Below are 13,460 nucleotides of genomic sequence, written 5' to 3'. Positions count from 1 at the left end.
GATGGGAAGACTGACCGCCGCACACGGGGGAGGGGATCTGTGACCGAGACCGCGTCCTCCGCGCCGCCGCCGTCCTCCCTTCGTCGGCTGGTTCCGCGGATCTTCTCCCGCGCAGCTCGACGCGACGACGTCGACAAGCTGCTGCGCACCGTCCGCACCCACCATCCCAAGGGCGACCTCGGCATCATCGAACGCGCGTACGCGGTCGCCGACAAGGCGCACGACGGGCAGAAGCGTCAGAGCGGCGAGCCGTACATCACCCACCCGCTCGCCGTCGCGCAGATCCTCGCCGAACTGGGCCTCGGGCCCAAAGCCATCGCGGCAGCTCTGCTGCACGACACCGTCGAAGACACGGGCTACCCGCTCGACGAACTCGCCGCCGACTTCGGCGACGAGGTCGCGATGCTCGTCGACGGCGTCACGAAGCTCGACAAGGTCAAGTACGGCGAGAGCGCACAGGCCGAGACCGTCCGCAAGATGATCGTGGCGATGTCGCGAGACATCCGCGTTCTGCTGATCAAGCTCGCCGATCGGCTGCACAACGCGCGCACGTGGGGCTTCGTCCCGCCGCACAAGGCCGCCAAGAAGGCCACCGAGACCCTCGAGATCTACGCCCCACTGGCGCACCGTCTCGGCATCCAGGCGATCAAGAGCGAACTCGAGGATCTCTCCTTCGCCGTTCTGCATCCCAAGCTCTACGCCGAGATCGAGAGCCTCGTGCGTCAGCGCACCCCGCAGCGCGAGCAGTACGTTCAGACCGTCATCGACGCGATCGACGCGGACCTGCGCGAGCTGCGTGTCCGCGGACGCGTCATGGGCCGGCCGAAGCAGCTGTACTCGGTCTACCAGAAGATGGTCGTGCGCGGCCGTGAGTTCGACGACATCTACGACCTCATCGGTATCCGGATCCTCGTCGGCACCGTGCGGGACTGCTACGCCGTCCTCGGCGCCATCCACGCGCGGTGGACACCGCTACCGGGCCGGTTCAAGGACTACATCGCCACGCCGAAGTTCAACCTCTACCAGTCGCTGCACACCACCGTGATCGGCCCGAGTGGTCGGACGGTCGAGATCCAGATCCGCACGCACGAGATGCACCAGCAGGCGGAGTTCGGTGTCGCCGCGCACTGGAAGTACAAAGAGCGCATGGCCGGCGGCAAGACGGATGCCAAGGCCGCCGACACGGACATGGCGTGGATCGCCCGCATCTCCGACTGGCAGGCCGAGACGGCCGACCCGGGGGAGTTCCTGGACTCCCTCCGCTTCGAGATCGGGGCGAAAGAGGTCTACGTCTTCACCCCCAAGGGGCGGGTCATCGGGCTTCCCAAGGGCGCGACACCGGTCGACTTCGCGTACGCCGTGCACACCGAGATCGGTCACCGCACGATGGGCGCGAAGGTCAACGGGCGCCTCGTGCCGCTTGAGACCGAACTGCAGTCGGGCGACGTCGTCGAGGTGTTCACGTCGAAGAACCCCGACGCCGGTCCCAGCCAGGACTGGCTCGGATTCGTCAAGAGCACGCGAGCCCGCAACAAGATCCGCGGGTGGTTCACCAAGGAGCGCCGCGAAGAAGCGATCGAGCAGGGCAAGGACTCCATCGCCCGCGCGATGCGTCGGCAGAACCTGCCTCTTCAGCGCCTGATGAACCAGGACTCGTTCGCCGAGGTTGCGCGCGGCTTCCACTACGAAGACGTCTCGGCGCTGTACGCCGCCGTGGGCGAAGGACACGTCTCGACGCAGTCGGTCATCGAGAAGGTCACGGCCCTCGTCAGCACCGATGACACCTCGACCGGCCCGATCGACCTTCCGCAGGTCGGCCGCAGCCGGGCCCCGCGCGGCGGCGACTCGGGTGTGCTCGTGCGCGGAGCCCCCGACATCCTGGTCAAGCTCGCCAAGTGCTGCACACCGGTGCCGGGCGACGAGATCGTCGGCTTCGTCACGCGGGGGAGCGGCGTCTCGGTGCACCGCGGCGACTGCACGAACGTGAAGTCGTTGCGCGAAGACCCCGAGCGGCTGATCGACGTCGAGTGGGCGCCGACGACGAAGAGCGTCTTCCTCGTGCAGATTCAGGTGGAGGCCCTCGACCGGTCGGGCCTGCTCAGCGACGTCACCCGCGTGCTCAGCGAGCATCACGTCAACATCCTGTCGGCCACGGTCTCGACGACCAACGACCGTCTGGCGTTGAGCAAGTTCGTGTTCGAGATGGGCGACACCGTGCACCTCGACCGCGTGCTCAACGCCGTGCGACGCATCGATGCGGTGTACGACGTGTACCGCGTCACATCGTCCTGACGCTCGACAGCAACGCGTGCGCTCGTCGAGCGTGAGGGAATCGCGGATGCCGTTGCAGCCACGCACGCGCCCCCTCGGCGAGGTCGGGCACGGCTTCCGCCCACGCGCGCGCCGCACCCTGCTCGTCGGCCTCTCCCGAACGCGCCAGGTCGACGAGGGTGCGCTCGGGCCGTGCGACATGGACACCGGCGATCGCCATTACGTCTTCCGGGGCGATGCGCACGTCGTTGGCGAGCACGCCGGTTCGTCGCGGTGGACGTGCCCGCTCGGCGCTGGCGCGCTGGATCCGGTGCCGGAACGGTTCGACGCCGACGCCACCGTGCACCCACGCGGCGCTCGACCGGACGGCGGCCCACCGCTCACCGAGGAGCGGAGCGAGACTACGCGCACGCATCCATGCCGTCTCGACGGCGTCGGCCGGCATGAACCCTTCGCCGATGGGGGTGAGCAGACCGTCGAGGCAGGCCGCGGTGAGTTCCGCCATCGACAGCCGCTCTCCGGGGAAGTACAGAAAAGGAGAGACCATCCCGCCAGTGTGGCGGGATGGTCTCTCCTTACGTGCCCGTGAGCGCCGAGCTGTGGAGAACGCTCAGCCGCCGAGGGCGCGCAGCCACGTGCGGCGCGCTTCGAGGGCTTCGGCCGCCTGAGCAGCGGCGCGCTTGTCGCCCTTGGCTTCGGCGGCGGCGAGCTCGGCCTCGAGCTTGTCGATCGCGTCGGTGAGCTGACGCGTCATGTCGTTGGCTCGCGCCTTCTGCTCGGGATCGTTGCGCTTCCAGTCGGCGTCCTCGCGGGCACGCACGCTCTGTTCGATCTTGCGCAGTTCGTCGTCGAGAGCGCGCTCCTTGTCGCGCGGGAAGATGCGACCGATCTCGTCCCACTGACGCTGGATCGCGGTGAGCTTCTGCCGCGCGGTGGCCAGATTCTTCTCGTCGACGATGGGCGCGGCATCCGCGAGGAGGGCGCGCTTCTGCTCGATCTTCTCCTTGGACGCTTCGGCGTCGGCGGTCTCGCGCTCGATGCGCGCGCCGTACAGCGCATCGCCGGCCGCCTTGAAGCGGGCCCAGAGCGCGTCGTCGACCTTGCGGCCCGCACGACCGGAGGCCTTCCACTGGTCGAGGAGGTCACGGTAGGCGGGGATGCCGTCCTCCCCGCGCGGTGCGAGGGCCTCGGCGCGCTCGACCAGGCGGGTCTTGACGTCACGGGCGGCCTTGTGGGTCTCGTCCAGGGCCGAGAAGAACTCGCGGCGGTGTCGATCGACCGTGGCCCGCGCATCGCGGAACCGGCGCCACAGCTGCTGCGCGGTCGACTTCGGCAGACGCGGACCGGTCTGCTGATGCGCCTGCCACCGGTCGAACAACGCCGACATGTCGGTCGTCATCTGCTTCCACTGCACCGACTGGGGGTCGCGGGCGGCGAGGGCCTCGGCCTGCTCGACGATCGCGGTGCGCTCGCGCACGGCATCCTCGACGGCTTCCTTGGCCGCAGCAGCCTCGGTCTCGGTGGCTTCCGCCAGTTCTGCGGTGAGCGCATCCAGACGCTCCAGCAGCGCGGCGAGATCACCGACGGCGGCCGCGCCGTCGACCTTGCCGCGCACCGTCGCGGCCGTGGAGCGGAGGTCGGACGCGGAGGCCCCACCACGACGGTGACGCACCTCCAGGAGCGTGACCTCGCCCGCCAGATCGGCGAACTTGCGCTGATAGTAGGCGAGAGCCTCGTCGGCGGTCCCGTCGGGGTACTGCCCGACGACACGCCACTGATCGCCCTCGCGCACCGACACGGTGCCGTCCTCGTCGACGCGACCCCACGGCTCGACCGGCGCCGCGACGCGAGCACCCGGACGGGGCCCGGGGCGGGGGCCGGGCGCGGGAACCACGGGCACGGACGCCGCGACAGGCGCCTCATCCGCGGGGGCCTCTTCGGCGGCGGACGCCTCACCCTCGGCCGTCGGGGCATCATCGGCGTCCGGCGCCACAGCCGTCAGGGCCGGGTCGGCGGAGGGGTCGGACGCAGCGGCGCTTTCGCCGACGCCGTCAGCGGGCGCCTCGACGACCGTCTCCGCGTCGTCGCTGACGTCGGCGGGGGTGTCGGGGGAGTCAGGGGAAGGAACGGAAGTCACGGAGAGCACCTCATCGCGGCAGGGCCGCCTGGGGGAGAAGGACGGTCCGAGCCTAGTACGACGGATGCCGTCGTCACAGGATCAGGGGGTGGGCGAGACCGCCGGGTCGGGTTCACCGGAGTCGGTGGCGGCGGGGCTCGGGGAGTCTGTGGCGGCGGGGCTGGGGGAGTCGGTGCTGGACGGGGCGGGCGTGGGCGCCCCAGGCCCGGCGACGAAGTACGCCGTCTGCAGTCCGATCGCCCCGGCGATCACCACGAGTCCGACACCGAGGCCCACGACGTTGTCGCGCACACGCCGGCGCACCTGAAGACGGTGGAGCTCCTGCCGCGCCTGGTACGCCCGGGCACGTTCTCGACTCTGCCGGTCCTTACCACCTGTCGCCACATCGACCTCTTCTCACCGCTCGTCGGCCGCCGTCGATCCTACGCATCGACGACGAGAGGCGACAAAGAGGCAGGATCCGATGTCCGACGTCGCGATTAGCCTGGATCGGTGACCAGTCCCTCCGCCCTCTTCCAGGGCCAGACGCCGCTCGCTGTGCGCATGCGCCCGACGAGCCTCGACGAGGTCGCCGGGCAGGGGCACTTGCTGCGCCCGGGCTCTCCGCTGGTCACCCTCGCGGGCACCGACTCCTCGGCATCCGGGTCCGCCGTCTCGGTCATCCTGTGGGGGCCGCCGGGCACGGGCAAGACGACGCTGGCGCAGGCGATCGCCCGCTCGTCGGGGCGACGGTTCGTCGAGCTGTCGGCGATCACCGCCGGGGTGAAAGACGTGCGCGAGGTCATGCAGGAAGCTCTCACCCAGCGCGACCTGTACGGGCAGTCCACCATCCTGTTTCTCGACGAGATCCATCGCTTCACCAAGGCGCAACAGGACGCGCTGCTCCCGGGCGTCGAGAACGGGTGGGTGGTGCTCATCGCCGCCACGACCGAGAACCCGTCGTTCTCGGTGATCTCGCCGCTGCTGTCGCGGTCGCTGCTGCTCACCCTCCGGCCGCTCGGAGACGACGATCTCGGTGCTCTGGTCGATCGAGCGGTCGCCGATGCCCGCGGTCTCGACGACCGCGTGGTCCTGAGCGACGAGGCGCGGGCGGCGCTCGTCCGCCTGGCTTCGGGCGACGCCCGCCGGGCCCTGACCGCTCTCGAGGCCGCGGCTTCGGTCGCCGCGGACGACGCCGCCCGCGACGACAACGCCGCCGACGCCGGCGACGGCGACACCGACACCGAGTCCGACGAAACCGATCCGGATGCCGCGGATCCCCGCCCCGTCATCACGGGCGACCACATCGCGCAGGCGGTCGATCGGGCCCTGCTTCGCTACGACCGACAGGGCGACGAGCACTACGACGTCATCAGCGCTTTCATCAAGTCGGTGCGCGGATCCGACGTGGATGCCGCCATCCACTACCTCGCGCGGATGATCGAGGCCGGCGAAGACCCGCGCTTCATCGCGCGGCGGCTCGTCATCTCGGCGGCGGAAGACATCGGTCTGGCCGATCCGCAGGCCTTGCAGATCGCCGTGGCGGCGGCGGATGCGGTCGCCTTCATCGGCATGCCCGAGGGGCGCATCCCGCTGGCCGAGGCCACGGTGTACCTCGCGACCACCGCCAAATCCAACGCCGCCTACAACGCGATCAACGCCGCCATCGCCGATGTCCGGGCAGGCGGGTTCGGTCGGGTGCCCCTTCACCTTCGTGACGCGCACTACCCCGGGGCGAAGAGGCTCGGCCACGGCAAGGGCTACAAGTACGCCCACGACAGCGACATCGGGATCGTCACGCAGCAGTACCTTCCCGACGAGCTGCGCGGAAAGCGGTACTACCAGCCGACCTCCCATGGCGCCGAACGCGACGTCTCCGCGCGCCTCGAGAAGATCCGCCGCATCCTCGACGGCGGCTGAAGCGGCCCGAGAACCCGCTCTGGTACGATGAATCGGCTCGAAACAGGGTTTTCGGGCATCCCCTCCTTCCAGTGATCACCTCTCGGTGCGCCCCGGCGTGCGTTCCGAAACGGGCGGAAGGGGGCGATACGTCCGTGAGCCGCGAAAGGCGCGGCCACGTCATCGGAAGGAGTACTTCGTGGCAACGAAGTCCCAGGACCGCCGCAAGGTCCGTCTGTCGCGCGCCCTCGGCGTCGCGCTCACCCCGAAGGCCGCCCGCTACCTCGAGAAGCGTCCCTACGCTCCCGGCGAGCACGGCCGCACCAAGCGCAAGGCCGACAGCGACTACGCCGTCCGTCTGCGTGAGAAGCAGCGTCTGCGCGAGCAGTACGGCATCCGCGAGAAGCAGCTGCGCATCGCGTTCAACGAGGCCCGCCGCACCGACGGCCTGACCGGTGAGAACCTGGTCGAGCTGCTCGAGATGCGTCTGGACGCTCTGGTCGTGCGTTCGGGCTTCGCCCGGACCACCGCGCAGGCACGCCAGCTCGTCGTTCACCGCCACATCCTGGTCGACGGCCAGCTCGTGGACCGCCCGTCGTTCCGCGTGAAGCCGGGTCAGCTCATCCACGTCAAGGCCAAGAGCGAGGGCCTCGAGCCCTTCCAGGTCGCGGCCGCCGGTGGGCACGCCGAGGTGCTGCCGCCCGTTCCGGGCTACCTCGAGGTCGACCTCTCGACGCTGCAGGCGCGCCTCGTGCGTCGCCCGAAGCGTGCCGAGGTGCCCGTCACGTGTGACGTGCAGCTCGTCGTCGAGTACTACGCCGCTCGCTGAGTCCCGCACTCACGAGCCGAAGGGCGTCGGGTTCTCCCGGCGCCCTTCGTCGTTCCCGGGCGCGGGCACCTGCCGTTTCCGGTCGCGTTCTTGTGCCGCCCAGATGGTTCCTGCGCAGCACAACTCCGGCATCCCGAGTCTCGGACGGCGAGCGGTGGTCGTTCGGGGCGTTGTTGCAGGAGTTGTGCCCACCGGCGGAGGGTCCCGGCGCGGGCCGGCGCCGGGCCGGCGCCTCACGGAGGGGGCCGGGGCGGGTGGCATCCACGGGTCCGGGCGCGCGCCCGCACGACACTGTCGCCTACGATGAAGGGATGCCGCGCCCGCGGCGCTCGCTCGAGGAAGAAGTGGTGATCGTGAGAAGCCTCGTCTGGTTCGTATTGGGCATCGCCGGAGGGTTCGTCGCCGCGCACCTGGTCAACAAGGATCCGCGCGGTCAGGAGCTTCTCGCCCAGGTCGACGCCCGCATCAGCGAGTTCACCGACCGCATGAGCGAGGCCTACCACGCGCAGGAGACGCGTCTGTCCGACGTTCTCGACGACGCCAAGACCGTGGCCGCCACCGCCGCCGATACGGTGGCCGACGCCGCCGCGACGGTCGCCGCGGCCGCCAAGAAGGCCGCCCCCACCGACTGACCTCCCGGCATCCCGCCCCGTCCGCCGGGGCGGATCCGCACGCCCACGGAAAGACCCGACATGAAAACCGCCGAGATCGCTCAGCGCTTCCTCGACTACTTCGAGAAGAAGAACCACACCATCGTGCCGTCGGCCTCGCTCGTCACCGACGACCCGGCCCTGCTGTTCACCGTCGCCGGCATGGTGCCGTTCATCCCGTATCTCAGCGGTGTCGTTCCCGCCCCGTACCCGCGTGCGGCCGACGTGCAGAAGTGCATCCGCACCAACGACATCGAAGAGGTCGGAAAGACGCCGCGCCACGGCACGTTCTTCCAGATGCTCGGCAACTGGTCGTTCGGCGACTACTTCAAGGAAGACGCGATCCGTTACGCGTGGGAGCTGCTGACCACGTCCGAAGAGGACGGCGGCCTCGGCTTCGATCCGAAAGACCTGTGGGTCACCGTCTACGAAGAGGACGACGAGGCGCACGACCTGTGGCGCACTCTCACCGACCTGCCCGAGGAGCGCATCCAGCGTCTCGGCAAGGACACGAACTACTGGTCGACCGGGCTGCCCGGACCGGCGGGCCCGTGTTCGGAGATCTTCTTCGACCGCGGACCGGAGTACGGCATCGACGGCGGCCCGGCCACCGACGACGACCGCTACGTCGAGATCTGGAACCTCGTGTTCATGCAGTACGAGATCACCAACGTGCGGTCGAAGTACGACTTCGACATCGTCGGCGAGCTCCCGGCGAAGAACATCGACACCGGCATGGGCCTGGAGCGCATCGCGTTCATCAAGCAGGGCGTCGACAACATGTACGAGACCGACCAGGTGCGTCCGGTGCTCGATCTCGCTGCGAAGCTGGCCGGCAAGTCCTACGGCGCGGAGTCGCACGAGGACGACGTACGCCTGCGCATCGTCGCCGACCACGTCCGCTCCTCGCTCATGCTCCTCGCCGACGGCGTCACGCCCTCGAACGAGGGCCGCGGCTACATCCTGCGCCGCATCATGCGCCGCGCGATCCGCTCGATGCGCCTGCTCGGCGTGGAGGGCCCGACGTTCCCGGAGCTCTTCGCGGCGTCGCGCGATGCGATGAAGGAGTCCTACCCCGAGGTCGCCTCCGACTACGCGCGCCTGTCGGCCTACGCGATCGCCGAGGAGCAGACCTTCCTCCGCACGCTGGCGGCGGGGTCGGCGATCCTCGACCAGTCGGTGATGGATGCCAAGAGCGGCGGCACCACGACGCTGTCCGGTTCGGAGGCCTTCCTGCTGCACGACACGTACGGCTTCCCGATCGACCTCACGCTCGAGATCGCCGAAGAGGCCGGGCTGAGCGTGGACCGCTCCGCGTTCGACGCCCTCATGCAGGAGCAGCGCGCCCGCGCGAAGGCCGACGCGCGCGCACGCAAGGGAGCGATCGCCGACCAGAGCGCCTACCGCGATTTCCGCGCGAAGGGCGAGACGGTCTTCACCGGCTACACCGACCTCGAGACCGAGTCGACCGTGCTCGGCATCCTGGTCGACGGCCGCAGCACCGATCACGCTGTGCAGGGTCAGATCGCCGAGGTCGTCCTCGCCGAGACCGCCCTGTACGCGGAGTCCGGCGGACAGGTAGCCGACAAGGGCGTCATCGTCGGTCCCGGATACGAGCTGGAAGTGCTCGACGTGCAGCGCCCTGTGCCGGGCCTGATCAGCCATACCGTCGAGGTCACCACCGGTGAGGTCTCGGTCGGCGCCCCCGCGACGACCGTGGTCGATGCCCTCAACCGCCACGCGGCGCAGCAGGCGCACTCGGCGACGCATCTCGTGCACGCCGCGATCCGCGACACCCTCGGCAAGAGCGCCACCCAGACCGGTTCGCTCAACCGCGCGGGCTACATGCGCTTCGACTTCAGCTGGGGCGCGGCGCTCTCGCCCGAGACGCGCACCGAGATCGAGGACATCGCCAACAACGCCGTGCGCGACAACCTCGAGGTGACCACGCGCGTGATGTCGCTCGACGAGGCCAAAGCCGCCGGCGCCATGGCGCTCTTCGGCGAGAAGTACGGCGACACCGTCCGCATGGTCGACATCGGCGGTCCGTGGTCGCGCGAACTGTGCGGGGGGACCCACGTCTCGCGCAGCGCCGAGATCGGCCTGGTCAATCTGGTCGGCGAGTCGTCCGTCGGCGCCTCGAACCGCCGTGTCGAAGCGCTCGTCGGTCTGGACGCGTTCCGCGACCTCGCCGCGGAGCGCGCGATCGTCTCGCAGCTCTCCACGTCGCTGAAGACTCCGCGCGACCAGCTGACGACCCGCATCGCTGAGCTGTCCGCGAGCCTCAAGGCCGCGGAGAAGAAGATCGCTGCGTTCGAGGCCCGCGCTCTCACCGACCGGCTGCCGCAGCTGGTGGAGTCCGCGACCGCGGTGGGAACCGTCCGCGTCGTGGCCCAGCCCCTCGGCGAGGGTGCGTCCACCGATGACGTTCGCACTCTCGCGCTGCAGGTGCGCGACCGTCTCGGCAGCGAGGCTGCGGTGGTCGCCCTCGGCAGCGTCGCCAACGGCCGCGCCACCGTCGTCGTCGTCACGAACGACGCCGCCCGCGAGCGCGGTCTTGCGGCCGGCGCCCTCGCGAAGGCGGCGGCGGGGGTCCTCGGTGGAGGCGGTGGCGGCCGGCCCGACGTCGCCCAGGGCGGCGGAACGGATGCCGCGGCCCTGCCGCAGGCGCTCGACGGCATCGTCGCCGATGTGCGGGCGATCACGGCGTGACGGAGTTCCGCCGAGGCATCCGGCTCGGGATCGATGTCGGGCGCGCGCGCGTCGGCGTCGCCCGGTCGGATCCCGACGGTCTGCTGGCGTTCCCGGTCGAGACGGTTCCGCGCAAAGGAGAGCCGGTGCGTCGCATCGTGGCTCTCGCGGCGGAGTACGAGGTGTTCGAGGTCCTGGTCGGCCTGCCCCTGAACCTGCGCGGTGAGGACACGCCGTCGACCACAGACGCACGACGCTTCGCGGGGGAGTTGGCGGCGGCGCTCGAGGTACCCGTCCGTCTCGTCGACGAGCGCTTGAGCACGGTCTCGGCTCATGGCGCCTTGCGCCAGGCGGGGCGCTCCCAGCGGGAGTCTCGTAGCATTGTGGATCAAGTCGCCGCTGTGGTGCTGCTGCAGCAGGCGCTCGACGTGGAGCGACAGTCCGGCGTGCCGGCCGGACCCGCCGTAGCACCGGGACAGGAGCCCGCCTGATATGCCCGAGAACGACCCGACAGACCCCTTCGCCGAGCTGTACCGCCGTCTGCCCGATCCCCGCACCGGAGCGATGGATGCCACGGCTCGCGGCGATGAGGCCGCCGGTGACGATCGACCCGAGACACCTCAGCCGCCTTCGCGCCGCGCCGCGCGCGAAGCGCGTCGCGCCCAGACCGGTCCGACTCCCGCGAGCGGCTCGGACACACGGGATGACGCGGCGCCCGCGGCGCCCGCCGGGCCGGTTCCCGCCGCCCGCCACACAGCGCCCGCCGAACCCGTCTCGGCAGCCCGTCCCGCAGCACCGGCTGAGCCGGTTCCGACACCGCGCCCCGCGGCACCCGCGTTCGAGCACGTCGCGCGCTCGTCCGAGCAGCTCGCTGCGCCGCGAACCGCCGCGCCGGCTTCGTCGGCGCGCGAGCCCGAGCCCGCCCGGCGGTCGTCGCCGGTGCACGACCGCGAGCCGGCCCTGGTCGGCGTGGCAGCCGCCGGCGGCTCCGGGGGTTCCCGCCCCCCGGCATCCGGCTCGCTCGAAGACCTCTTCGCGGGTCGCGCGAGCACCGACGAGGTGCGGGGAGCCGCTCGGCCCCCGCGTCGCCGTCGCCGCACAGGGGCCTGGGTCGCTCTGGCCATCGTCCTGGTCCTCGTGGGGGGCATCGTCGGCGGCGGAGTCGCCCTGTGGAACACCTACGGCGAGCGGGTGCAAGCGTTCTTCGGCGCGGGGGAGCCCACCGACTTCGAGCCGGGCATGGCCACGGGCGAGGCGCGCGTGACGATCGTCTCGGGCGACACCGGTGAGTCGGTCTCTCCCAAGCTCTTCGAAGCGGGGGTCACCAAGGCATCCGATTCGCTGTATCGGTACATGGTCGAGAACGCCGTGGTCTTCACCTTTCAGCCCGGGGTCTATCGCCTCCAGCAGCAGATGACCTCCGCCGCCGTTCTGGAAGCACTAGGCGACCCCGCGAACCGGCTCGACAACTCGGTCCAGTTACGAGAGGGCCTTACGCTCGACCAGTCCCTCGACGTCATCGCCGAGCAACTCAGCATGCCGCGCGAAGACCTCGACGCCGCCGTCGCAGACCCGTCGCAGTACGGCGTCCCCGCGGCGACCCTCGAGGGGTGGATCTTCCCCGCGACGTACGACTTCGACGAGGGCGTGACCGCGACCGACGTCATCGGGCGGATGGTGCAGCGCACCGTCCAGTCGCTCGACCAGGCCGGCGTCCCCGAGGCGGACCGCGAACGCATCCTGATCGTCGCGTCGATCATCGAACGCGAAGCCCGCAATCGTGACGACTTCTACAAGGTCTCGCGCGTGATCGAGAACCGTCTGCAGCCCGGCAACCAGGAGACCTTCGGCAAGCTCGAGATGGACTCGACGGTGCAGTACGGGGCCAACGAGCTCGGCAGCGGTTCGGTCAGCACGTCGACCGAGGCGCGCAACAGCGACAACCCGTGGAACACCTACATGTACCCCGGGCTGCCCATCGGCCCCATCGCGAATCCGGGTGACCTGGCGATCGATGCCGCCATGAAGCCGGTCGACGGCCCCTGGCTGTACTTCGTGACCGTCAACCTCGACACCGGCGAAACGGTCTTCACCTCCACCTACAGCGAGCACGAGCAGGCCGTCGCCCAGTGGCGGGCATGGTGCGCCGAGAACCCCGACGGCGGATGCTGACCGACGTTCGGCATCTTGCGGTCTGGGGTGACCCGATCGACCATTCGCGGTCGCCGCTGCTGCACGCGGCGGCCTACCGCGAGTTGGGCCTGCCCTGGGAGTACGGCCGCAGGCGCGTGAGCGAAGCGGGATTCCCGCAAGCGCTGGCCGAGCGGGATGCCACGTGGCGGGGCTTGTCCCTCACGATGCCGCTCAAGCACGCGGCGGCCGCCGCGGCGGTCTCGCTCGACGACGACGCCCGGCGCACGGGTGCGGTCAACACGCTGCTGCTGACCGACGACGGACCGCACGGCTTCAACACCGACGTCGAGGGACTCGCGCGTGCGTTGTGGGAGATCGGTGTGAGCGCGCCGCGCCGTGTGCGCATCCTCGGTGCGGGCGCGACCGCGACGTCGGCGGTCGCGGCGGCCGCCCGCCTGGGCGCCGGCGGCGTGGAGATCCGCGCACGCCGCCCCGATGCCGCGGCACCCCTCGTCGCGCTGTCCGAAACGCTCGATACCCCCGTCGAGGTCGCGCCGATCGACGAACCCGATCCCGGGCCCGTCGATGTCACGATCGCCACCCTGCCCGGCGGAACCGACCTCGGTCACGCGGCGGAGCACCTGGCATCCGTCGGTGGCCCGCTCGTCGACGTCGTCTACGGCGGGTGGCCCACGCCGCTCGCCCGCGCATGGGATCGTGCGGGCCGCCCCGCCCACGACGGACTCGGGATGCTGCTGCACCAGGCACTGCTGCAAGTGCGCGTGTTCGTTGGGGGCGACCCCTCCGTACCGCTCGAGCGGGAGGACGCGGTGCTCGCCGCGATGCGCACCGCCGTCATGGGAGGATAGGA

11 protein-coding genes are annotated in these 13,460 nt (G+C 70.4%); 8 read left to right on the top strand and 3 right to left on the bottom strand.

From position 1 onward, the window contains the following. Positions 1-39 precede the first annotated feature (39 nt). Positions 40-2,292 (top strand): RelA/SpoT family protein, encoded by a 2,253-nt coding sequence (locus P5G46_RS00855; RefSeq protein ID WP_408904753.1) that lies wholly within the window; start codon positions 40-42, stop codon positions 2,290-2,292. Here P5G46_RS00855 and P5G46_RS00850 read toward each other — a convergent pair. The 3 genes from P5G46_RS00850 to P5G46_RS00840 all read right to left on the bottom strand — a co-directional run bounded on the left by P5G46_RS00850 (position 2,279) and on the right by P5G46_RS00840 (position 4,711). Continuing rightward, a complete protein-coding gene (locus P5G46_RS00850; protein ID WP_375095630.1) occupies positions 2,279-2,818 on the bottom strand; it encodes a type IV toxin-antitoxin system AbiEi family antitoxin in 540 nt (179 codons plus the stop codon). The two genes, P5G46_RS00855 and P5G46_RS00850, sit on opposite strands and share 14 nt — an antisense overlap. Positions 2,819-2,881: 63 nt before the next feature. Next, complete coding sequence (locus tag P5G46_RS00845; RefSeq protein WP_408904752.1) at positions 2,882-4,408, bottom strand: DUF349 domain-containing protein; 1,527 nt, start codon at positions 4,406-4,408, stop codon at positions 2,882-2,884. 81 nt (positions 4,409-4,489) lie between these two features. After that, positions 4,490-4,711: a hypothetical protein gene (locus P5G46_RS00840; protein ID WP_408904751.1), complete on the bottom strand. Its 222-nt coding sequence runs from the start codon at positions 4,709-4,711 to the stop codon at positions 4,490-4,492. 189 nt (positions 4,712-4,900) lie between these two features. Here P5G46_RS00840 and P5G46_RS00835 point away from each other — a divergent pair, with 189 nt between their 5' ends. The 7 genes from P5G46_RS00835 (at position 4,901) to P5G46_RS00805 (ending at position 13,458) form a co-directional block, all read left to right on the top strand. Next, entirely contained in the window at positions 4,901-6,307 is a 1,407-nt protein-coding gene (locus tag P5G46_RS00835) for a replication-associated recombination protein A (protein ID WP_375095633.1), read from the top strand. Positions 6,308-6,485: 178 nt separating this feature from the next. Beyond that, positions 6,486-7,115, top strand: a complete 630-nt coding sequence (gene rpsD, locus P5G46_RS00830; protein WP_239276084.1) for a 30S ribosomal protein S4 — start codon at positions 6,486-6,488, stop codon at positions 7,113-7,115. 311 nt (positions 7,116-7,426) lie between these two features. Then, complete coding sequence (locus tag P5G46_RS00825; RefSeq protein WP_239276085.1) at positions 7,427-7,747, top strand: ATPase; 321 nt, start codon at positions 7,427-7,429, stop codon at positions 7,745-7,747. Between the two features lie 60 nt (positions 7,748-7,807). Next, on the top strand, positions 7,808-10,477 hold the full coding sequence (gene alaS, locus P5G46_RS00820) for an alanine--tRNA ligase (RefSeq protein WP_408904750.1): 2,670 nt from the start codon (positions 7,808-7,810) through the stop codon (positions 10,475-10,477). Continuing rightward, entirely contained in the window at positions 10,474-10,947 is a 474-nt protein-coding gene (ruvX, locus tag P5G46_RS00815; RefSeq protein ID WP_375095635.1) for a Holliday junction resolvase RuvX, read from the top strand. Before alaS ends, ruvX begins: the two co-directional genes overlap by 4 nt. Position 10,948: 1 nt before the next feature. Further along, positions 10,949-12,628, top strand: a complete 1,680-nt coding sequence (gene mltG / locus P5G46_RS00810) for an endolytic transglycosylase MltG (RefSeq protein ID WP_408904749.1) — start codon at positions 10,949-10,951, stop codon at positions 12,626-12,628. Next, the gene (locus P5G46_RS00805) at positions 12,622-13,458 is read left to right on the top strand and encodes a shikimate dehydrogenase family protein (protein WP_408904748.1); all 837 of its coding nucleotides are present in this window, start codon (positions 12,622-12,624) and stop codon (positions 13,456-13,458) included. The genes mltG and P5G46_RS00805 overlap by 7 nt, the downstream gene beginning before the upstream one ends. The last annotated feature ends 2 nt before the right edge of the window (positions 13,459-13,460 follow it).

This window comes from Microbacterium mcarthurae (genome assembly GCF_046064585.1).
GTDB classification, from domain to species: Bacteria; Actinomycetota; Actinomycetes; order Actinomycetales; family Microbacteriaceae; genus Microbacterium; species Microbacterium mcarthurae.
Note: the sequence above shows the minus strand (reverse complement) of the source record. Positions and strands in the feature narration are given on the sequence as shown.